This window comes from Deinococcus planocerae (assembly GCF_002869765.1).
Classification (GTDB): domain Bacteria; phylum Deinococcota; class Deinococci; order Deinococcales; family Deinococcaceae; genus Deinococcus; species Deinococcus planocerae.
Window position 1 is genome coordinate 76,891 of record NZ_PNOR01000010.1, and the last position, 20,608, is coordinate 97,498.

24 protein-coding genes are annotated in these 20,608 nt (G+C 71.0%); 13 read left to right on the top strand and 11 right to left on the bottom strand.

Annotation, left to right across the window (positions count from 1 at the left end):
• Nucleotides 1-242: 242 nt before the first annotated feature.
• Complete coding sequence (locus tag A7B18_RS07615) at nucleotides 243-1,010, bottom strand: monofunctional DNA glycosylase (protein ID WP_102126088.1); 768 nt, start codon at nucleotides 1,008-1,010, stop codon at nucleotides 243-245.
• Complete coding sequence (locus tag A7B18_RS07620) at nucleotides 1,003-1,182, bottom strand: hypothetical protein (RefSeq protein ID WP_102126089.1); 180 nt, start codon at nucleotides 1,180-1,182, stop codon at nucleotides 1,003-1,005. The genes A7B18_RS07615 and A7B18_RS07620 overlap by 8 nt, the downstream gene beginning before the upstream one ends.
• Nucleotides 1,183-1,399: 217 nt before the next feature.
• Here A7B18_RS07620 and A7B18_RS07625 point away from each other — a divergent pair, with 217 nt between their 5' ends.
• Nucleotides 1,400-2,023, top strand: a complete 624-nt coding sequence (locus A7B18_RS07625; protein WP_180970066.1) for a uracil-DNA glycosylase — start codon at nucleotides 1,400-1,402, stop codon at nucleotides 2,021-2,023.
• 21 nt (nucleotides 2,024-2,044) lie between these two features.
• Here the strand turns inward: A7B18_RS07625 and fumC are convergent, their stop codons facing one another.
• Entirely contained in the window at nucleotides 2,045-3,460 is a 1,416-nt protein-coding gene (fumC, locus tag A7B18_RS07630; RefSeq protein ID WP_102126091.1) for a class II fumarate hydratase, read from the bottom strand.
• Between the two features lie 129 nt (nucleotides 3,461-3,589).
• Here fumC and A7B18_RS07635 point away from each other — a divergent pair, with 129 nt between their 5' ends.
• Both A7B18_RS07635 and A7B18_RS07640 read left to right on the top strand, forming a co-directional pair.
• Complete coding sequence (locus A7B18_RS07635) at nucleotides 3,590-4,600, top strand: YpdA family putative bacillithiol disulfide reductase (RefSeq protein WP_102126092.1); 1,011 nt, start codon at nucleotides 3,590-3,592, stop codon at nucleotides 4,598-4,600.
• A gap of 74 nt (nucleotides 4,601-4,674) precedes the next feature.
• The gene (locus A7B18_RS07640) at nucleotides 4,675-6,063 is read left to right on the top strand and encodes a VanW family protein (protein ID WP_102126093.1); all 1,389 of its coding nucleotides are present in this window, start codon (nucleotides 4,675-4,677) and stop codon (nucleotides 6,061-6,063) included.
• A 57-nt stretch (nucleotides 6,064-6,120) separates the two neighbouring features.
• Here the strand turns inward: A7B18_RS07640 and A7B18_RS07645 are convergent, their stop codons facing one another.
• The 5 genes from A7B18_RS07645 to mnmG are packed head-to-tail and all read right to left on the bottom strand — an operon-like array spanning nucleotide 6,121 to nucleotide 10,586.
• Entirely contained in the window at nucleotides 6,121-6,966 is an 846-nt protein-coding gene (locus A7B18_RS07645; protein WP_102126094.1) for a ParB/RepB/Spo0J family partition protein, read from the bottom strand.
• On the bottom strand, nucleotides 6,950-7,699 hold the full coding sequence (locus A7B18_RS07650) for a ParA family protein (protein ID WP_102126095.1): 750 nt from the start codon (nucleotides 7,697-7,699) through the stop codon (nucleotides 6,950-6,952). The genes A7B18_RS07645 and A7B18_RS07650 overlap by 17 nt, the downstream gene beginning before the upstream one ends.
• A complete protein-coding gene (gene rsmG, locus A7B18_RS07655) occupies nucleotides 7,696-8,430 on the bottom strand; it encodes a 16S rRNA (guanine(527)-N(7))-methyltransferase RsmG (RefSeq protein WP_102126096.1) in 735 nt (244 codons plus the stop codon). The genes A7B18_RS07650 and rsmG overlap by 4 nt, the downstream gene beginning before the upstream one ends.
• On the bottom strand, nucleotides 8,427-8,747 hold the full coding sequence (locus A7B18_RS07660; protein ID WP_102126097.1) for a hypothetical protein: 321 nt from the start codon (nucleotides 8,745-8,747) through the stop codon (nucleotides 8,427-8,429). Before A7B18_RS07660 ends, rsmG begins: the two co-directional genes overlap by 4 nt.
• A 30-nt stretch (nucleotides 8,748-8,777) precedes the next feature.
• Complete coding sequence (gene mnmG, locus A7B18_RS07665; protein WP_102126098.1) at nucleotides 8,778-10,586, bottom strand: tRNA uridine-5-carboxymethylaminomethyl(34) synthesis enzyme MnmG; 1,809 nt, start codon at nucleotides 10,584-10,586, stop codon at nucleotides 8,778-8,780.
• Between the two features lie 205 nt (nucleotides 10,587-10,791).
• Here mnmG and A7B18_RS07670 point away from each other — a divergent pair, with 205 nt between their 5' ends.
• The 10 genes from A7B18_RS07670 (at nucleotide 10,792) to A7B18_RS07715 (ending at nucleotide 19,316) form a co-directional block, all read left to right on the top strand.
• Complete coding sequence (locus tag A7B18_RS07670) at nucleotides 10,792-11,901, top strand: thiamine pyrophosphate-dependent dehydrogenase E1 component subunit alpha (RefSeq protein WP_102126099.1); 1,110 nt, start codon at nucleotides 10,792-10,794, stop codon at nucleotides 11,899-11,901.
• Entirely contained in the window at nucleotides 11,898-12,923 is a 1,026-nt protein-coding gene (locus A7B18_RS07675) for an alpha-ketoacid dehydrogenase subunit beta (protein ID WP_102126100.1), read from the top strand. Before A7B18_RS07670 ends, A7B18_RS07675 begins: the two co-directional genes overlap by 4 nt.
• A 15-nt stretch (nucleotides 12,924-12,938) precedes the next feature.
• The gene (locus A7B18_RS07680) at nucleotides 12,939-13,172 is read left to right on the top strand and encodes a hypothetical protein (protein WP_102126101.1); all 234 of its coding nucleotides are present in this window, start codon (nucleotides 12,939-12,941) and stop codon (nucleotides 13,170-13,172) included.
• Between the two features lie 32 nt (nucleotides 13,173-13,204).
• Nucleotides 13,205-14,716, top strand: a complete 1,512-nt coding sequence (locus A7B18_RS07685; protein WP_102126102.1) for a dihydrolipoamide acetyltransferase family protein — start codon at nucleotides 13,205-13,207, stop codon at nucleotides 14,714-14,716.
• A gap of 155 nt (nucleotides 14,717-14,871) precedes the next feature.
• Nucleotides 14,872-15,342 (top strand): hypothetical protein, encoded by a 471-nt coding sequence (locus A7B18_RS07690; protein ID WP_245872785.1) that lies wholly within the window; start codon nucleotides 14,872-14,874, stop codon nucleotides 15,340-15,342.
• Nucleotides 15,343-16,002 (top strand): response regulator transcription factor, encoded by a 660-nt coding sequence (locus tag A7B18_RS07695; RefSeq protein ID WP_102126103.1) that lies wholly within the window; start codon nucleotides 15,343-15,345, stop codon nucleotides 16,000-16,002.
• A gap of 90 nt (nucleotides 16,003-16,092) precedes the next feature.
• Nucleotides 16,093-17,484: a sensor histidine kinase gene (locus tag A7B18_RS07700; protein ID WP_102126104.1), complete on the top strand. Its 1,392-nt coding sequence runs from the start codon at nucleotides 16,093-16,095 to the stop codon at nucleotides 17,482-17,484.
• Nucleotides 17,485-17,495: 11 nt separating this feature from the next.
• On the top strand, nucleotides 17,496-17,891 hold the full coding sequence (locus tag A7B18_RS07705; protein WP_102126105.1) for a hypothetical protein: 396 nt from the start codon (nucleotides 17,496-17,498) through the stop codon (nucleotides 17,889-17,891).
• A gap of 68 nt (nucleotides 17,892-17,959) precedes the next feature.
• Nucleotides 17,960-19,045 (top strand): DNA-processing protein DprA, encoded by a 1,086-nt coding sequence (gene dprA / locus A7B18_RS07710; RefSeq protein WP_102126106.1) that lies wholly within the window; start codon nucleotides 17,960-17,962, stop codon nucleotides 19,043-19,045.
• A gap of 13 nt (nucleotides 19,046-19,058) precedes the next feature.
• A complete protein-coding gene (locus A7B18_RS07715; protein ID WP_102126135.1) occupies nucleotides 19,059-19,316 on the top strand; it encodes a hypothetical protein in 258 nt (85 codons plus the stop codon).
• A 15-nt stretch (nucleotides 19,317-19,331) separates the two neighbouring features.
• Here A7B18_RS07715 and A7B18_RS07720 read toward each other — a convergent pair whose 3' ends face one another.
• The 3 genes from A7B18_RS07720 to A7B18_RS07730 form a co-directional block, all read right to left on the bottom strand.
• Nucleotides 19,332-19,601, bottom strand: coding sequence for a hypothetical protein (locus A7B18_RS07720; RefSeq protein ID WP_102126107.1), 270 nt, complete (start codon nucleotides 19,599-19,601; stop codon nucleotides 19,332-19,334).
• 99 nt (nucleotides 19,602-19,700) lie between these two features.
• Complete coding sequence (locus tag A7B18_RS07725) at nucleotides 19,701-20,180, bottom strand: peroxiredoxin (RefSeq protein WP_245872786.1); 480 nt, start codon at nucleotides 20,178-20,180, stop codon at nucleotides 19,701-19,703.
• Nucleotides 20,181-20,269: 89 nt separating this feature from the next.
• The gene (locus tag A7B18_RS07730) at nucleotides 20,270-20,557 is read right to left on the bottom strand and encodes a hypothetical protein (RefSeq protein ID WP_102126109.1); all 288 of its coding nucleotides are present in this window, start codon (nucleotides 20,555-20,557) and stop codon (nucleotides 20,270-20,272) included.
• Nucleotides 20,558-20,608: the final 51 nt, after the last annotated feature.

Genomic DNA, 20,608 nt, shown 5'->3' on the forward strand with positions numbered 1-20,608 from the left:
GGGTTTAGGCATTTCAACCACAGGGACGAGCAAAACCGGGTGCGTCTGAATACCGACGGCTCACTTGAGGACCTGGGCAAGCTCTCTCAAGTTGAACCGGACCTGGTTGTCACCGCTCACGACGATGAAGTGGGAGTGGACGCCGGGCTTGAGCGTGACAGGCTGGTTTGGGTCGGTGTCATGGTTTCAGACTTCCGCGGCGCCACTGCAAAGAAGGACGGATCCAGAAGGCTCGTGCTGCCTTACGAAGACTTCCCCGGCTTGTCCCCGAAGCTCGGCACGTTGTTCCCGTAGATGGCGTGCGCGTCGCAACGTTCGCGCAGCACGCAGGCGGGGCACCTCGGGCGGGTCCACGTACACACCCGCTGGCCGTGCCGCAGCAGGTTGAGGTGCAGCTCGTACAGGAAGGGCGGGTCGGGGGGCAGGAGCTTCAGGAGCGCCCGGTGCGCCGCCTGCTCGCCCATGCGGGGAATCGCGCCGACGCGGGTCGTGACGCGGTGGACATGCGTGTCGACCGGGAAGACGGGCCGCGCGTAGTTGAACAGCAAGACGAGCGAGGCGGTCTTGAGGCCCACCCCCGGCAGGTCGGTGAGCCACTTCATCGCGTCCTTGACGGGCATCTCGGCGAGGAAGTCGAGGCTGTACCCGCCCCGCTGCTCGCGAATGGCGCGCAACGTGGCCTGGATGCGCGGCGCCTTGCTCTCGGGGTAGTTGCTGCGCCGGATCGCGTGCGCCACGACCTCGGTCGGCGTGTCGATGATGGTGTCCCAGTCGCCGAGTTGCCGCAACTCCCCGTAGGCGGCCTCCTCGTCCTGATGGGTCGTGCGCTGGGAGAGGATGGTGCTGATGAGTTCGTGCATGGGCTCGCGCCGGGGCTCGTGGGTGCGGTCGCCGTACTCCTCGTGCACGCGGCCAAACATCCAGCCCAGCAGTTCGGCCCGCTCCGACTCCGGGCGGGCCGCGTTCAGGGGCCGCTCACCTTCGGGCGGCCCGAACAGGGGCTCAGTCACGGCCCGGGGTGGCGCTGCTTTCCACCTCGTCGCGCTCGCCCTCCGCCGCGTCCTTGTCGGCGGGGTCCACTCCCGGGTCCTGGCCGCGCGCCGCGTCGGGAATCGCGTGGCTCTGGCCCTCGGCGGGCGACGTGTTGGCGGGATCGTAGCCCTGCTTCTGGTCGTCGGTCATGGGGTCAGCCTGCCCCTGCGGGTCGGCGGGCGGGCGAGACTCCGGTGAAGGGGCGTTTATGGCCGCGGCCCGGCGGGGAGACAATAAAAAAGCCGCCTTCTCGGACGGTGATAGAAAAAGGAGAGCGCCGGATGCAGCGAGTGTCAAACCTATGCAGGCCGATTTTGGGCTCACCGTGAGGACCGAGGCCGAAGACCCACGACAGGAAAGGAGCCTTTTGCAAACCCGCAGCCTTGAAGTCCCTGCACTGCGACAGGCCCGGCTGGAGCGCAGCTTCGAGCCTCACGTCTCTCCACTCAACCGCTGGGCCGAACAGGTCCAGGCCAAAAGCGGGCGCTGGGTCCCCTTCTTCGACCCGGAGGACGGCGGCGTGTCGGCCCGGGTGTTGCTGCTCCTCGAGACGCCCGGCCCGGCGGTGAGCCGCACCCATTTCGTCTCGGTGGACAACCCCGACGGCACGGCGGAGAACCTGCGCTGCCTGCTGCACCTCTCGGGCCTGCGGCGGCGGGACGTGGCCGTGTGGAACGCCGTGCCCTGGCAGATGAGCGCGGGCGTCGTCGTCACGCCCCGTCCGGGGCAATACGCGGACGCCGTTTCCCTCACCCGCCAGGTTCTCGGCCTCCTCCCCGACCTGCGGGTGGTCGTGCTCGTCGGGCGCCACGCCGGGAAGGTCTGGCCCCTTATCGGCTCTCCGCTCCCCACCCTGGCCTGCCCGCATCCCAGCCCGCAGAATGTCAACTCCCGGCGGGAGTCGGCGGCGCTGGCCCTGGGCACGCTGGTGCAGGCATACAAACTCGTCTCGGAGACGAGGAAGAGGGCCACTCCTGCCTCTGCGGAGTAGCCCTGTGGTTTCCGGCCCGCCTTAACTGTGGGTCATCTCCAGCGGCACGACCCACTCGTCGAACTGTTCCGCCGTCACGTGGCCCAGCCCAAGGGCGGCTTCCTTGAGGCTACTTCCCTCCTTGTGCGCTTTCTTGGCGATGGCGGCGGCCTTGTCGTAGCCGATGTGCTTGTTCAGGGCGGTGACCTGCATCAGGTTGACGGCGAGGTTGTGCTCGATCTTCTCATAGGCGGGCTCGATGCCCACCGCGCAGTTGTCGTTGAAGGCGAGGCAGGCGTCGCCGATCAGGCGGATGCTCTCCAGCACGGCGTGGACCATCACCGGCTTGAAGACGTTGAGCTGGAAGTTGCCCTGCGAGCCCGCAAACGCCACGGTCGCGTCGTTGCCGAAGACGCGGGTCGTGACCATCGTCATCGCCTCCGACTGGGTGGGGTTGACCTTGCCGGGCATGATGGAGGAGCCGGGCTCGTTCTCGGGGATGGTGATCTCGCCGATGCCGTTGCGGGGGCCCGAGGCGAGCCAACGCACGTCGTTTGCCATCTTCATCAGCGCCCCGGCGAGGGTCCGCAGCGCCGCCGAGGTCTGCACCAGCGCGTCGTGGGCTGAGAGGGCGGCGAACTTGTTCTCGGCGGAGCGGAAGGGGAACCCCGTCTCGGCCTCGTACTTCTGCGCGGCGAGGTCACCGAACTTCGGGTGGGCGTTCAGGCCCGTCCCGACCGCCGTTCCCCCGATGGCGAGGTCGTACAGGCCCCCCTCGGCGTGCTTCACCTCCGCGAGCGCGTAGTCGAGCTGAGCGACCCACCCGCCGATCTCCTGCCCGAGCGTGATGGGGGTGGCGTCTTGCAGGTGCGTGCGTCCCACCTTCACGAGGTCCCTGTACTCCTCAGCCTTGGCCGCGAGCGTGTCCCGCAGCTTGCCCACGCTGTCGTAGAGCCGCTCGTTCAGCTCCAGCACGACGGCGATGTGCATGGCGGTCGGGAAGGTGTCGTTGCTGCTCTGGCCGCGGTTCACGTGGTCGTTGGGGTGGACGGGCAACTTGCTTCCCAGCTCGCCGCCCGCGAGCTCGATGGCGCGGTTCGAGATGACCTCGTTCGCGTTCATGTTGCTCTGGGTGCCCGAGCCCGTCTGGAAGACGACGAGCGGGAAATGCTCGTCGAGCCGCCCCGCAATCACCTCGTCGGCGGCGCGGACGATCAGGTCGGCCACGTCACCCGGCAACTCGCCCAGTTCGGCGTTCGCCTGCGCGGCGCCTTTCTTCAAAATGCCGAGCGCGCGGATGACTGGGCGGCCCCAGACGAAGGTGTCGCGCCCGATAGGGAAATTGTGGATCGAGCGCTCGGTCTGGGCGCCCCAGTACCGGTCCGAGGCGACCTGAAGCTGGCCCATCGTGTCGGACTCGGTGCGGGTGGCCCCCCGCGCGTCAGAGTGGGTGGTCATGCGCCGAGTCTAATCGGCGGGGGGGAGGGATGGGGCCTGTCCCGCTTCCAGGAACGCCGCTGCGGAAAGAAATCGCCTGACGGACTCGCCTCACCGTCCGTTTTGCGTCCCTCTGACACACTACCCGGCATGAGTGGACTCTTCGACGTTGCCATCGTGGGGGCCGGACCGGTGGGCCTCGCCGCCGCCATCGCCTGCACGCGCGCGGGCCTGAGTTACGTCGTGCTCGAAAAGGGCTGCGTGGTGAACGCCATCTTCGAGTACCCGACCTACATGACCTTTTTCACCACCGCGCCCGAGCTGGAAATCGGCAACCACCCGTTTGTTACCGGGCACGACAAGCCCGACCGCCGCGACGCCCTGATGTACTATCGCCTCGTCACCCAGCGCGAGGAGCTGAACGTGCGGCAGTACACCGAGGTGAGGCGGGTGCACGCGGCCCCGGCGGGCTTCACCCTGGAGATTGAGGCGCAGGACGGCACGCCCGGCGTGGTCGAGGCGCGGCGGGTCGTGGTGGCGACCGGGTACTACGACAACCCGCTTCCCCTCGGCATTCCCGGCGAGAACAGCCCCAACGTCTCGCACTACTACACGGAAGCGCACCCCTTCATGGGCCTGAACGTCACCGTGATCGGCGCGGGCAACTCCGCCGCCGACGCGGCCCTCGACCTGTGGCGCGGCGGGGCGAACGTGACGATGGTGGTGCGGGCGCCCGAACTCAAGAGCACGATCAAATACTGGGTGCGCCCCGACCTGGAAAACCGCATCAAGGAGGGGAGCATCGCAGCGCACTTCTCCTCGCGGGTGGTCGAGATTCACCCTGACCACGTGCTCGTGCAAAGGGAGGACGGCACGACCTTCAGGCTGCCCACCCACTTCACCTTCGCGCTGACGGGCTACCGACCCGATCTCTCCTTCCTGGCGGGGTTGGACCTCGCCACCCAGCCCGACGAGTGCCTGGTCCTGAGCGAACATTACGAGAGCAGCGTGCCGGGGCTGTTCGTGGTGGGCTCGGCGGGTTTCGCGGGGCGGACGAATCAGGTCTTCATCGAGAATGGGCGGCATCACGCGGTGGCCGCCGTGGCGGAGATCGTCCGGCAGCTCGGGGAGGTGCGGGAGGCCGCGCCGCTCGCGCGCTGAGGGCCACCTCTCCCCTCCCCCGTCCTCAGCACGCAGTCACGTTTCGACCCCGGGACCGTGAGATACTTCGCGCTATGGCCCCGGTTTTCAGGAGCGCTGCCCCCAGAAGCGCCGCCGTCCTCGTGAGCGTGCTGCTGGGCGGAGCGTCGGCCCAGACGAGCCTCGACATCCCCGCGCTGCCTCTCCCGTCTGCCCCGATCTCCGCGCCGACGGCGGCTCCAGCGCCCGCGCCTGCCCCCACCCCGGCCCCGGCTCCCACCCCGCCGACGCCTGTGCCCGTCGCCCCGGTGCAGCCCCCGGCGCCCACTCCGGCTCCGCCACCTGTCCCTGCCCCGGCACCCGCGCCGACGGTGACGCCGCCCGCCGCCCCGGCACGGTCGGCGCCGCTCCTCATCACGGTGCAGGCGCCGTGGCCCGCGCTTGTGGACGGCAAGAAGACGACGGTGCCCTTTAGCCGCACCCTCACCCTGCCCGGCCCGCGCGTGGCGGAGCTGCGGGCGCGCGGCACGATCACGGCGAGCCTGGAGGCGGACCTGCGCCAATTCCTGGCCGAGTTGCCCCGTCAGCCCCAGGACGCCCGCTTCGAGAACCAGTGGGACGGCTGGGCGGTCGTGCAGCGCAACGGCCTGACGGTGGACGAGGCGAAGACCCGCGCGAACGTCCTCGCCGCCCTCAAGGACCCGCGCGGGGTGAAGGCCAACGTCGTCGTGACCGGGCAGACGGCCCCCAAGCGCACGCTCGACTACTTCCTGACGCGCGGGATCACCGCCCACCTCGGCACGGGCGAGACGAACTACTACGGCAGCAGCCCCGAGCGGATGACGAACATCCACGTCGGCGCCGTGCGTTTCCGCGACCGCCTCGTCGAGAGCCGGGTCGTCTCCTTCAACCAGATCGTCGGGCCCGTGACGGCCAGAGGCGGGTTCGTGCCCGGCCTCGTCATCGCGGGGGAGCGCACCGCGAGCGGGCTGGGCGGCGGCATCTGCCAGGTCAGCACGACGGTCTTCCGCACCCTTTACAACGCGGGCCTGCCCGTGCTGGAGCGGCAAAACCACTCCTATCAGGTCCACTATTACGAGCCGCAGGGCCTCGACGCCACGATCTACCAGCCCTTTCTCGACCTCAAGTTCGCCAACGACACGGGCGGGTCTTTGTGGTTCCAGAGCGAGTGGAACGACGAGGAGGCCCGGCTCGCCGTCCACGTCTTCGGCAAGGCGCGCGACTTCACGGTGGAGGTCGGCACCCCGCGCACGCTGCGGAGCACGCCCGCCCCCGCCGACCGCGTGATCCGGGACGCCTCGGTTCCCGCCGGGCAGCGCAAGCAGGTGGACTGGGCCGCCCCCGGCGCGGTGATGGAGGTCACCCGCAAGTTCGTGCGTGACGGCAAGACCTTCAAGCAGGACACCCTGAAGAGCACCTACCGCCCCTGGCCGAACATCTTCCTGGTGGGCGCGCGGCGCTGAAGGCACAACGGAGAGGCGGGGGAGAGTCGAGCGGCTCTCCCCCGCCTTCCCTTTCGCCTACTCCACCGCGTACCCGAGGAGGTCGAGGATGCGGTCGAGTTCCTCGCGCGAGGCGTAGTTCAACTCCACCTTCCCGCGGTCCTCGCCCGTGATGCGGACCTTCGTGCCCGTGCGGCGGCTGAGGTCGAGTTCGACCTGACGGTAGGGGCGGGGCGGGTTGACCTGAATCGGGGCGGAGGTTCTGGGTTCGCGCTTCAACGCCTCCGCCTCGCGGACGCTCAGGCGGCGGGTGCGAATCTGGTCGAGGGCCCAGGCGCGGTCGGCCTCCGGCTGGGCGAGCACGGCGCGGGCGTGCCCGGCGGTGATCTCCCCGGCGTCGAGAGCTCTCAAGGCGGCCTCCGGCAGGCTGAGCAGGCGCAGGGCGTTGGAGATGGTGGAACGGCCCTTGCCGACCGCCTGCGCCACCCCCTCCTGATTGAGGCCCTGATCGAGCAGGGCCTGATACGCCCGCGCCTCCTCCAGCGGGCCGAGGTCCTCGCGCTGAAGGTTCTCGACGACGGCGATCTCCAGCGCCTCGCGGTCCCCGAGGTCGCGCACGATGACGGGCACCTCGGTCAGGCCCGCGAGCTGCGAGGCCCGCCAGCGCCGCTCCCCCGCCACGATCTCGAAGCCGTCGCCGCGCGGGCGCACGAGGAGGGGTTGCAACACGCCCTTCTCCCGAATGCTGCCCGCCAGCTCAGCGAGCGCCTCCGGCCCGAAGACCTGCCGGGGCTGGTAGGCCGCTTGGACGATCTTCTCGACCCGGACGTTCTGCACCGCCGGTCCCGCCTCGCCAGCGGCGGGCTGCGGCTTGCCGAGCAGGGCGTCGAGGCCGCGCCCCAGGCCGCTAGATTTTTTCGACACGCTGCATCACCTCCTCGGCGAGCCGCTTGTACGCCGCCGCCCCGCTCGACAGGGGCGCAAAGGCGTTGATGGGCTTGGCGAAGCTGGGCGCCTCGGAGAGCCGCACGTTGCGGGGCACGACCGACCAGAAGACGAGTTCCCCGAAGTGCTGGCGCACCATCGTCTCGACCTCCTGCCCCAGGTTCGTGCGCCCGTCGAACATCGTGATCGCCACCCCGAGCACCCTCAACCGCGGGTTGAGCCCACCGCGCACCCGCTCCACCGTCTCCATCAGGCCCGCCAGCCCCTCCAGCGCGAAATACTCGGCCTGGAGGGGGATCAGCAGGGCGTCGGCGGCGGCGAGCACGTTCACCGTGAGCGGCCCCAGGCTGGGCGGCGCGTCGATCAGGATGAGGTCGTAGCCCTCCACCTGACCCAGGAGGCGGGTGAGGGCCTGCGGGTCGCCCGCGAGTTCGACGCCCGCGCCGGCGAGGTCGGGGGTGGCGGGCAGCACGTCGAGCCCCGGCTGGCCCGAGGGCTGGATCAGCTCGGGGACGCGTCCGGGGTCGTCGAGGGCCTCGTACAGGCCGCGCTCCTGCCCGCGCAGGCCGAGGCCGCTGGACGCGTTGCCCTGGGGGTCCATGTCGAGGAGCAGCACCCGGCGTCCGCCCGCCGCCAGGTACGCGGCGAGATTGATGGCGGTGGTGGTCTTCCCCACCCCACCCTTCTGGTTCACGACTCCGAGGATCTTCACGTCGCCTTCCAGAATAGCGGCTGCTTGTTCGGCACGCCCTCCCGGCGGGGGTACCGCTCCGGCGTGGGCCCCGTCTTCTCGACCACCACCAGCGTGCGCGCATCCCCCAACACGGGCAGCGTGAAAGGCTCCACCGCCCGCACCTCTCCCCCGACCTCCGCCGCCGCCCGGCTGCCCGCCTCCAACTCCTCGGGACCGAGCGCCCCCTTCTGCGCGACGAGCAGGCCCCCCACCGGGAGAAAGGGCAGACTCAATTCGGCGAGGATGGGCAACGCCGCCACCGCCCGCGTGACCACCCGGTCGTAGCCCTCGCGCTGCCCCGGCTGGCGTCCCAGGGTCTCCGCGCGGCCCACCAGCGCTTCCACGTTCGTCAGCCCGAGGTGGCGCGCCGCGCGGCCCACGAACTCGACTTTCTTGCGGGTCGCGTCCAACGCCGTGACGCTCAGCTCCGGGCGCACGATGGCGAGGGGCAGGGCCGGGAACCCGGCGCCCGTTCCCAGGTCGAGGACCCGCACCTCCCCGTCCAGCCATTCGCCCCGCAGGCAGGTCAACGAGTCCACGAAGTGCTTGAGAATGATGTCGCGCTCGCCTCTCAACGAGGTCAGGTTGGTCTGATCCGCCGCCGTGACGAGCAGGTCGAGCAGTCGCCCGAACGCCTCTGCCCGTCCGGTGAGGTCGAGGCCCAGCTCTGCCGCCGTGCTCAACAAGAGTTCTCTTCCTTCAGGGGTCATAGCCCGTACTGCTCTTTCATCGCCTGATAGCGCTCGAACACGTGTCCATCGATCTCCTCCAGCGGCAGGCGGTCGAGCAGGGGCACGAGCCGCCCCCGCAACACCTCTCCACGCGCCATCCATTGAAAATAACGGCGCCCGCCGTGCTCGTACGGCCCGTAGAGCCGTGAACCCGGGCACCACTCCACCAGCCGCCCGAACAGCCGCTCATGCCGGGTGTGCATCCGCACCGTGACGTGCGGCTGCTTCCCGTCGCCGCCGAAGTGGCCCTCCCCGATCAGGACGCCCAGCAGCACGCCTTCTTCAAACTGCGGCAACCTCTAACCTCCTCCCCTTTTGTTTCACCGTCAAGTTTCCCGTGAAACGCCGGCGGCCCGCTTCATGTGGACGAGGAGGGCGCTCACGTCGGCGTGCCGCACTCCGGGAACGCGCGCCGCCTGATCTACCGTCGCGGGGCGGGCCCGGCTGAGCTTCTCGCGCGCCTCATTGGACAGGGCGGGCACCTGGGAGAAGTCGAGGCCGCTCAGGCTGACCTCACGCGCCCGGGCCTCAGTGGCAAGTTGTCGCTCGGCTCGCTCGATGTAGCCTGCGTACTTCACTCGGATCTCCAACGCCTCGCGCTCCTCCGAGGTCAGCGTCGGCAGCGTCACACCCAGGGCCTCGACCTCTGCGAGCGAGAACTCCGGGCGTCGGAGCCAGGCGTCGCCGGTTTGACCCTGGACGCGCTGCTGATGAAGCCTGCGCATCCCCTCGGCGACTCGCGCGTACTTCTCACGCACCCGGTCACGCTGCGCCTCGTCCACGAGACCGAGTTCGAAACCCAGCTCGGTCAGGCGCTCGTCGGCGTTGTCCTGGCGCACGATCAGGCGGTGCTCCACGCGGCTCGTCATCATGCGGTAAGGCTCGTCGCTCCCCTTGAACACGAGGTCGTCGAGAAGGACCCCGAGGTAGCCCGTTTCACGTGAAATCTGACGCCCACCGAGCCCCGCGGCCCGGCGAGCCGCCGCTGTCCCCGCCACCAGACCCTGCGCCGCCGCCTCCTCGTACCCGCTCGTGCCGTTGATCTGGCCCGCCGTGAAGACGCCGGGGAGGTGGCGCGATTCGAGGTTGAGGGTCAGCTCGGTGGAGTCCACCACGTCGTACTCGACGGCGTAGGCGTAGCGCTGGATGACAGCGGCCTCGAAGCCCGGCAGCGTGCGGACGAGGGCGTCCTGAAGTCGGGGCGGCAGGCTGGAGCTGAACCCCTGGAGATACACCTCGCTCGTCTGCACCCCGTCGGGTTCGACGAAGAGAAGGTGACGGTCATGGTGGGCGAACCGCACCACCTTGTCCTCGATGCTGGGGCAGTAGCGCGGGCCCAGGCCCTCGATATCCCCGGCGTACATAGGAGACTCATGCAGGTTCTCGGCGATCAAGCGGTGCGTCTCGGGGGTCGTGTGGGTCTGCCAGGTGGGTGACTCGGCGGCACGGGGGCCGGGACGCCCGGTGAAGCCGCGCGGCTGGGGATCGGCGGGAATCTCCAGCAGGTCGGCGAAGCGCACCGAGTCGGCGCGGACGCGGGGCGGCGTGCCCGTCTTGTAGCGTTTGAGGACATGCCCGGCGCGGGCGAGCGGCTGGCTCAGGAAGCGGGAGGGCGGCTCGCCCTGGCGGCCCTCGGGGCGGGAGTGGCGGCCATACCACGTGACGGCACGCATAAAGGTTCCCGCCGCGATCACCACGCTGCGGGCGGCGAGGCGGCGGCCATCGGTGGTGACGACGAGCCAGCCACCACGTCCGTCGGGCTCCAGGTCGGCGGCCTCCCCGCGCACCACGTCGATCTCGGGGTGGCCCAGGATCACGTCCTGCGCCCGCTCGGCGTAGGCGTCGCGCTCGTTCTGGACCCGCAGGGACTGGACGGCGGGGCCCTTGCTGGCGTTGAGCACGCGGGTGTGGATGGCGGTCTCGTCGGCGAGGCGACCCATCAGGCCGCCGAGCGCCTGGACCTCGAAGACGAGCTGACTCTTGCCGGGGCCACCCACCGCCGGATTGCACGGCATCCGCCCGACGGTCGCCGGGTTGCCGACGAGGAGGGCCGTGCGGGCAAACTTCGCGGCGGCCCAGGCCGCTTCCAGGCCCGCGTGTCCTCCACCGATCACGATCACGTTCCAGCCGCTCATGTCAGCGCGAGTGTAGCAACGGGGGAGAGGTGGGCACTCCGGCGAGGCTTACGGTGGCCCCGTGTCTCACCCCTGCGGATGCCCCCCGGGGGCGTTCGGCAGGACCAGACCCGAACCGCTAGAATGCCTAACGAGCGTTTGCTAGACAGATCGGTGGAGACCTCACGGTGTGGGGCCCTCTGCCGCGCCGCTCAGGAGGCCCGCCATGATTCAGCCGTTCACCCCCGACCCGCTCTCGTGGGTCGCCGACGACGGCCAACCAATCCGGGAACTGCCCGCCCGCTTCACCCCCGAGGTGCTGCGGGGCCTGCACCGCGACATGGTGCGGGCGCGGGAGTTTGACCGCAAACTCGTCACCCTGCTCCGCCAGGGCCGCACCACTTTCTACGCCCAGTCGCGCGGGATGGAGGCCACCCAGGTCGGCCTCGCCCGCTCGATCCGCGTCGGGCACGACTGGGTGTGGCCGTACTACCGCGACCACGCCCTCGGGCTAACGATGGGGGTGCCGCTGCTCGACCTCGTGAGCCAGTGCCTCGGCACCAACTCGGACCCCTGCCGCGGTCGCCAGATGCCCCACCACTTCGGTGCGGGGCGGCAGAATTTCGTCTCCATCAGTTCCTCCATCGCCTCGCAGGTGCCGCCCGCCGCCGGAAACGCCATGGCGCAAAAATACCTGGGGGTGGACGAGATCACCGTCTGCACTTTCGGGGACGGGGCGACGAGCGAGGGCGACTGGCACGCGGGCGTGAACATGGCCGCCGTGAACGGGGCGCCCTGCCTCTTCGTGTGCGAGAACAACCAGTGGGCGATCAGCACGCCGCTGAGGGGCCAGATGGCGAGCGAGACGGTCCACGTCAAGGCCCGCGCGTACGGGATGCCGGGCTACCTGGTGGACGGCAACGACATCGTGGCGGTGATGGAGGTCCTGGCACACGTCGTGGAGGAGCTGCGACGGGGAAGCGGCCCCGCCCTCGTCGAGTGCCTGACCTACCGGGTGGGCTCGCACTCCAACGCGGACGCCGACGCCGAGAAGAACTACCGCACCCGCGAGGAGGTGGCGCTCTGGACGGCCCGCGACCCCATCACCCGCGTCGAGGGGCTGCTGGAGCACCTGGGCCACCCGGTAAGCGCCGAGGAGCGTGCGGGGCTGATCGCCGCCACCCACCGCGAGGTGGACGAGGCGGTGGGGCAGGCCGAGGCGAGCGGGCAGCCCGACTGGCGGATCATGTTCGAGGACGTGTACGCCGACCTGCCCGTCCACCTGCGCGAGCAGGCCGCCTTCCTGCGCGCCGAGCAGACGGGGGGCCGGGCATGACGGCCACCGAACCCAAACCCGCCGTCCAGGGGAGCGAGGCGCAGGGAACTCGCACCCTCACCCTGATCCAGGCGGTCACCGAGGCGCTGCGGGAAGAACTCGCCCGCGACGAGCGGGTGGTCGTCTTCGGGCAGGACGTGGGGGCGCGCGGCGGCGTCTTCCTGGCGACGGCGGGCCTCCAGGCCGAGTTCGGCGAGCGGCGGGTCTTCGACACCCCCCTCAGCGAGGCGAGCATCGTGGGCGCGGCGGTCGGGATGGCGGTGCGCGGCCTTAGGCCCGTCGCCGAGGTCCAGTTCGCGGACTACATGGGGCCGGGCTTCGACCAGATCGTCAGCCAGGCGGCCAAGATCCGCTACCGCTCGGGCGGGCAGTTCACCGCGCCCCTGGTCATCCGCACCCCCTCGGGCGGCGGCGTGAAGGGCGGGCACCACCACAGCCAGAGTCCGGAGGCGTATTACGCGCACACGCCGGGGCTCAAGGTCGTCATGCCGAGCACTCCCTACGACGCGAAGGGGCTCCTGAAGGCGGCGATCCGGGGCCATGACCCGGTGATCTACTTCGAGCCCAAGCGGCTGTACCGCGCGGCGAAGGGGGAGGTCCCGGCCCACGACTACACGGTCGAGCTGGGGCGGGGGGCCGTGCGCCGAGAGGGGCGGGACCTCACCCTGATCGGCTACGGCGGGGTGATGCCCGACGTGGAGAAGGCGGCGGCGGCCCTGTCCAAGGAGGGGGTCGAGGCGGAGGTGATCGACCTGCGCTCGCTCGTCCCCTGGGACCGCGACCTCGTGCTCACCAGCGTGGAGAAGACCGGGCGCGCGGTTCTCGTCAGCGAGGCGCCGCGCACCGCGAACTTCATGGGCGAGGTCGCGTACGTGATTCAGGAGGAGCTGTTCGACGCCCTGCTCGCGCCCGTGTCGCAGGTCGCGGGCTTCGACACCCCCTACCCCTACGTGCAGGACAAGGTGTACCTCCCCGGCGCCAACCGCATCGCGGCGGCGTGCGTGAAGGTCCTCAACTACTAGCCGTAAGGTCAGGGCATGAGACCGGACCTCCTGCGCCCCCTGCTCGGCATCCTCGGGCTCGCCATCGGCTTCACCGTGTATCCGCTGGTCCAGAGGGCGCCCGAGCCCTGGCCGCACCTCCTCGTCGGCGCGATGTTCGTGGCCCTGGGGGTGAGCGCGTGGGTGTACGCGCGGGGGGAGCGCTGGATTCAGGTTCTGGGCGTGCTGCTGATGCTCTACGGTGTGGCCCGCATGTTGTTCCTGCGCTGAGTGCGCTGACCATTCATCCAACGAGGTCCCCAGTGAGAGAAGTGCTGTTGCCCGAACTCGCCGAGAGCGTGGTCGAGGGCGAAATCTTGAAGTGGTTGGTGGGAGAGGGCGAGAGCGTGGCCCTCGAGCAACCCCTGTGCGAGGTCATGACCGACAAGGTGACCGTCGAACTCCCCAGTCCCGTCGCGGGCGTGCTGCGTCAGCGGCTGGCGAAGGAGGGCGACGTGGTGGCCGTCCACGCCCCCATCGCCCTCATCGACGAGGCGGCGGGGAGGGGAGGGGAGAGCGCGCCTTCCCCGGCGGTTCCGGAAACGAAGGCCGACCTGCCCCTCCAGGCCGAGGAGGAGCGGTCCCAGATGGCCGGGGACGCCGACGTGGGGAGCGGCGGGGGAAGCATTGTGGAGACGGGGCAGATCGCCGCGAGCGCGGACGACGACGCCAGCCTCTTCAAGGCGTTTACCTCCAACGAGACGGTGACCGTGCAGGGGCTGGGGACCCGGGGCGGCGGGACGGCCACCCTCAGCCCGCCCGCCCAGGCTCCGGCGCCCACCCAGAGCGCGGGTCGGGTCCCCGCCGTCCCCGCCGCGCGTCGGCTCGCCCGCGAACTCGGGGTAGACCTCGCGCAGGTGCGCGGCAGCGGCCCCAACGGGCGGGTGCGGATGGAGGACGTAAGCGCCCACGCACAGGCCACCTCGGCGGGGGAGGCCCCGGCGCCCACTCCTCTTCCCCCAACGCCCGTCACGCCTCCGCCCGCCCAGGCTCCGGCGCCCGCCGCGAAAGGGGGAGGCGGCCTGCCCGTCCCCCCGCCCCAGTACCGCACGCCCAGGGGGTACGAGCACCTTGAGGAGCGGGTGCCGCTGCGGGGGATGCGCCGGGCGATCTCCAACCAGATGCAGGCGAGCCACCTCTACACCGTCCGCACCCTGACCGTGGACGAGGTGAACCTGAGCAAACTGGTCGAGTTCCGCTCGCGCGTGAAGGACGAGGCGCAGGCGGCGGGCGTGCGGCTTAGCTACCTCCCCTTCATCTTCAAGGCGGTCGCGGCGGCCCTGCGGAAGTACCCCAGCCTGAACTCCTCGTACGACGAGGCGACGGGCGAGATCGTCATGAAGCGCTACTACAACATCGGGATGGCGGTCGCCACCGAGGCGGGCCTGACCGTGCCCGTGCTGCGCGACGTGAACACGAGGAGCGTTTTCGAACTCGCCGGGCAGGTCACGGACCTCGCCGCGCGGGCGCAGGCGGGGAGGCTCACGCCCGAGGACATGGCCGGAAGCACCTTCTCCGTGACGAACATCGGCTCCATCGGGGCGCTGTTCTCCTTCCCGATCATCAACGTGCCCGACGCGGCGATCCTGAGCGTGCACTCCATCCAGAAGCGGCCTATCGTGAACGAGCAAGGTGAGATCGTCGTGGCGCACATGATGTACCTCTCGCTGAGCTTCGACCACCGCCTGGTGGACGGGGCGGAGGCGGCCCGGTTTTGCAAGGAGGTCATCCGGCTCCTCGAAAACCCCGACCGGCTGCTGCTGGAGGCGATCTAGGGGCGGTCCGCCGTCGGCCCCCGAGGTTGACCGCCCCGGGGGCGTTTAAATTTCCCCTCAAGGGGCGGTCAAAGGGCCGTCAGCTTGGGGGTCTAGGATGGCTGGTCACGGGCGCAACTCGGTTGTGTGCTCCCGGATTGGATACAGTGAACCCGATGACCCTGACCCGCACCCTCGCGCTCCTGACGCTGCTCGCCTTCGCCTCCCCGGCGCAGGCGCTCAAGCTCATCGTCTGGGACCGCGAACTCCAGACCAAGCTGGGGTACGGCGAGACGAACGGAAAGGGCGGCATGACCGTGCAGCTCGTCAGGGACTACACCGGCCCGGTGGTGGCGCTCTTCTCCCGCGAGGAGGACGAGAAGGCTGCCGGGCTGTACGCGAACGTGCAAAGCCGGTACGACGGCTTCCTCAGGGCCGGGCAGCTCACCCTGGAGACGCCGGGAGGCAGCCTGCCCCTCAAACGCTTCCTGGACGGCCTGAAGCTCAACCTGCTCCCCCAGCCCACCGGGCAGACGCTGCTGCTGCCGGGCCTGCGCGCGGGGGCGGACAAGAGCAGGGCCGCCCTGGACCGGACGAGGATGCCCGCCGACCCCACCCCCCCGGCCCCCCCCCAAGGAGACCGCTGAATGCTCGCCCAGATTCTCGTCGTGGAGGACGACCCGCACCTCGGGCCGCTCCTCAAGGAATACCTCTCCGCCGACTACCTCGTTCACCACGCCTCTACCCTCAAGGACGCCCAGGGGTGGCTCGGCACCCACTCGGCCCAGCTCATCTTGCTCGACCTCAACCTCCCGGACGGCGACGGCCTCGACCTCGTGCAGGCGCTGCGGCAGTATTCGAGCACGCCCGTGCTGGTGCTCTCGGCCCGCAGCGGCGTGCAGGAGCGGGTCGCGGGGCTGAACGCGGGGGCGGACGACTACCTCACCAAACCCTTTGCCATGCCCGAACTCGACGCGCGGATCACGGCCCTGCTTCGGCGCACCGCCGCCGGGACGGGCGTGAACCTCGGCAACACCAGCCTCTCGACGAGCAGTCTGCTGCTGACCGTCAACGACAAGAACGTGAACCTCACCGAACACGAGGCGCGCATCCTGGAGCTGATGATGCGCACGCCCGAGCGGGTGTTCTCGCGCGCCGACATCGAGTCGCACCTCTACGGCTGGGAGACGCCCAACAGCAACTCCGTCGAGGTCCGCATCTCCCAACTGCGCAAGAAGCTGGAGCAGGCCCACAGCGACCTGCGCATCCGCACCATCCGCAACGTCGGTTATGTCCTGCAAGCCTGAGGGCACGGCGTCTAAACTCCGGGCCATGACCCCGACCCCTGCCCGCCCCGCGCCCGACCGCCGGGGCGGGTCTGTTTTGGAGGTGACCCGGTGAGCCGCGCCCCCCTGCGCACCGCCCGGGTGGCGTGGCGGCACAGCCTGCGCTTCCGGCTGGCGCTGGTGTACACGCTCGTGGCGTTCGCGCTGATCGGGGTGATCGGGCTGGGCGTGATGACGCTGCTGCTGCGGCAGATGGACGCGCAGTTCCAGACCCGGCTCAACGAGCGGGCCGACAGCCTCGCCGAGGCGTTCCTGGGCCGGGGCCAGAGCCTCGGGAAGTCGCCGGGGGGCACGGGCGTCTACACCATGATCGTGGACGAGGACGGGCGGGTCCTCGCCGCCACGCCCGCCCTGCGGCAGTACGAGGGGGCGCCCTTCCCCTTCGAGGGGCAGGGGACGGTGCAGATCGCCGAAGTCCCCGCCCGGACGACCACCCGCACGCTCGGCGATTTCGGCACCCTCTGGGTGGCTCTGCCGGAAGACGCCCTGATCGACGCGCGGCGCATCGCCCTGAATGCCCTGCTGCTCGCCCTGCTCGTCACGCCCCTCCTGATGTTCGTGGTGGGGTGGCTCGTCGGGCGCCGCGCGCTCGCGGGGCTGGGGGAGGCCGCCGACCTCGCCGACCGCATCGACCCCACCCGCAGCCTCGCCACCCTGCCCCTCCCGGCGCGTGAGGACGAGCTTCACCGCCTCCTCGCGGCGCTCAACCGCCTGCTCCTGCGGATCGAGGCGGGGCAGGCGCGTGAAAAGCAGCTTCTCGGGCAGATCGTCCACGAACTCGGGGCGCCCCTGACCGTCCTCAAGGCCAGCCTCGCGCGGGCCGCCGAGCGCGGCGGGGACCCGGAGGTCGTGCGCGCCGCCCTCGTGGCCGACGAGCTGACCTTCACGACCCAGGACCTGATGCAGCTCGCCCGCGGGCAACTGGAGATGCGGCTGGTGTGGCACTTCATCCCGGCGGCGACCCTGCGCGGGCGACTCGACCGGCTGGTCTCCGGGCTGACCTTCGTGGGCGACTGGGACGGCATGATCCTGTGCGACCCCGACCGCCTGACCCAGGCGCTGCGCAACCTCCTCGCCAACGCGCGCCGCGCCGCCGGGCCGGGGGGGCAGGTGTCGGTGACCCTGCGCGAGACCTCCGAGCACGTCACCTTCACGGTGCGCGACTCGGGCCCCGGCCTGCCCGCCGACCTCGGCGAGCGCATCTTCGACCCCTTCGTGAGCGGCAGCGGCTCGAGCGGCCTGGGCCTGAGCGTGGCCCGCCAGATCGCGGTGCTGCACGGCGGGACCCTGACGGCGGGGAGCGCGCGGGCGCAGGAGGGGCGGCCCGGCGAGGCGGTGGGCGGCGCCCAGTTCACCCTGACCCTGCCCGGCGCGGCCCTCGGCGACGACGAGGAGGAGGTCGGGGAGGCGGAGGAGGAAAGGGAAGCCCTGCCGGTCCCGTGAGGAGGCCGGGAATGGACGTCCCGCTCCTGCTCCAGACCATCCGTGCGGCGGGCGGGGCCACGTTCGACCCCGCCGGGCGACCCACCAACCCGGGCGCGCGGTGGCTCTATCCCCGGCACCCCGGCCAGACCGTGATCGTCCGGGCATCGGTGGACTGGGAGGCGCCCCTGCGGCATTTCGTGGAGACACACCGCTCCCTTCTGGGGCAGAACTCCCCGGAGTGGCGGGCCTTCGGGGCGTGGATTCACCCGGAAGGTGACCTGTACCTGGACACCGTGACGGGGCGGTTCGACCGGGAGGAGGCCCGGCGGGAGGCGCTGCGGGTGGGGGAGAGGGAGGGCCGCCGGGTGGTGGCCCTCTTCCAGTTTTCCTCCGAACGGACGGTGCCGCTGGCCGAGGAACCCTGAGCGGAGGGCGCTGCCTCCACGCGCCCGGAGAAGGAATTTTGTGCGTGTTCGCCCCCTATGCTGCCCCGGTGACCTCCGCCGTCTCCCTCCCCGCGCTGGCCGAGCTGCGCGCCCTGCTCACCCTGCGCTTCACGCCCCACCTCGGGCCGCGCCGCATCGAGGGACTGCGCAGGCACTTCGGGAGTGCCCAGGCCGCCCTGCGCGCTCCCCTGACGGCCCTGCGCGAGGTGCCGGGCCTCGACGTGAAGTCGCTGGAGGCCATCGGCCACCCCAAGGCGGGCGAGCAGGCGGAGGCCGAACTGGACAAGGCCAATTCGGAGGGCGTCACCCTGCTCGGACGCGGGCTGGAGGGCTACCCACCTGCGCTCGACGCTCTCGGCGACCCGCCCCCGGTGCTGTGGGTGAAAGGGGAGTTGCCGGACTTCCCGGTCGTGCCGCGCGCGGTGGGGATCGTGGGCACGCGGGCGGCGAGCCCCCACGCCCTCGCGCTGACCCGCGCCCTCGCCGCCGACCTCGCGCGGGCGGGCGTGACGGTCGTGAGCGGGCTCGCCCGGGGGGTGGACACCGCCGCCCACACGGCGAGCGTGGAGGCCGGGGGCGTGAGCGTGGGCGTCCTCGGAAGCGCCGTGAACCGCGTCTACCCCGCCGAGAACGGGCGCCTCGCGGGGCGCCTGACCCTGCTCAGCGAGTACCCGCTCGGCACCGGACCGGCCCAGCACCACTTTCCCACCCGCAACCGCCTGATCGCCGCGCTCTCGGCGGGCACCGTCGTCGTGGAGGGGGAACTCAAGAGCGGGAGCCTGATCACCGCCACGCACGCCCTCGAATGCGGGCGCGCGGTTTTCGCCGTGCCGGGCCGCGCCGGAGACCCCCGCGCCGCCGGGCCCCACCGCCTGCTGCGCGAGGGGGCCGTCCTCACCGAGACGGCGGGCGACGTCCTGAGCGACCTCGGCTGGGACGCGGCCCCCGCCGCCCCCGCCCCCGACCTGCCCCCCGAGCAGGCCCGCGCCTACGCCGCCCTCACGACCCCCGCCACCCTCGACGACCTGCACGCCTCGACCGGCCTCGCCCTGCCCGACTTGCAGACTGCCCTCGTGATGCTCCAACTCATGGGGCTGGCCGAGGAGGTCGGTGGGCGCTGGGCGCGGCGGTAGGGGAGGGGAGCGGGTGACGCCGACGCAAGCCCAGGCGCGGATTCTGACAGCTCTCCGGGAGGGCGCCGAACTCGTCATCCACACCCGGCAGACGGGGCGCGGCCCGTCCTCCACGCTGGGGGGCAGGCGACTGAGCGTCGTGATCCTCAAGGAGCTGGAGGCACAGAAATGGATTGTTCGTGAAGGTGGACCCGGCCACACGCGGGCCCGCTACGCCCTCACCCCCGCCGGGGAGGCCACGCTGGCGGCGTGGGAGACGGCCCGGGAGTAAGGAGGGAACCTGGCCTCAGAGGTCGTCCGTGCCCGTCACGCCCCCGCCGAGGCCGCTGACGAGGCCCTCTTCCCGCTCGCCTTGCCTATCCGCCGTGACCGCATCCGTGGCCTGCGGGGGGTCGTCGGGCGCAATGAACCCCTCGGCCTCCCCGACCTCCGGCTCGCCCCCGAAGGCGGAGACCCCATCGACGCTGCCCGCCTCCCCGGGGGCGCCCGCGTGGTCCGGGGTGTCCTCCGTGATGCCTCTCATGCCGCCCGTCGCCGCCGCTCCGTCGTCGGTCATCGTCCGCTCCTGTTCATGCCCCCAGCCTAGTCAGCGGGTGAGGGAGGCGAGGTGAGGGGCCGTTGGGGCGCCCCACATGCAGGGAGAGGCACCGCGTCCTCAGGCCGGGGGCGCCTGGAGGGTGTGGAGCGTCTGGAGGACCTCGGCGGCGTGCACGTTGGGCACGACCTCCCGCCAGCGGTGCGCGACCCGGCCCTCCGGGGAGATCAGGAAGGTCTCGCGGCGGGCGAGCGCAACCTCCTCGCCGGGCTCGGGGGCGTCCAGCACCCCGTACAGGCGGCTGATCTGCCCGTGGCGGTCGGAGAGCAGGGGAAAGCTCAGGTCGCACAGCCCCCGGAATTCGGTCTGGCGCTGCCGGGTGTCGCTGCTCACGCCCACGACGTGGGCCCCCGCCGCCTGGAACTCGGGGAAGAGGGCCTGGAAGCGCCGCGCCTGCATCTGGCAGTGGGTGGCCGCCGCGCGCGGAAAGAAGAACAGAACCACCCACCGCCCCCGCCACCGCGAGGGGCTCACGGGGCGCCCGCCCTCGTCCGTGGCCGTGAAGTCGGGGGCAAGGTCGCCGGTCTGAAGCGGTCTCACACCTGGGATCGTCATAGCAGGCGTCCATTGTGCGGCGCCCGGCCCCTCCGGTGAGCCGGAAAAGTTCACGGCGCGCGCGGCGGCACGGCTCAGGCGTGCTGCGGCCCGTAATCCTTTTCTACGCTCACGCGCGGCGGGCCGGGCAGCTCGACGCCTTCTTCGCCGCCGTCCACGAGGTCGGGGAGCAGGCCGTGCAGGCCCACCGTCAGCGTGCCGCCCTCGCCGGAGACCCCCGTCGCCGCCGGGTCGAGGACGACCGCCCAGCCGCCACTCGGCCACTCGACCCGCACCGTCACGGTGTCGCCCAGGGCCAGGGCCGCGACCTCGAGGTCGTCGAGACGAACGCGGACCCGGCCCGGAACGAAGCGCACCTTCACGGGACCACCTGGCAGCACAGCGGGCTCATGGGCCCATGCTAGCGGCGTGGA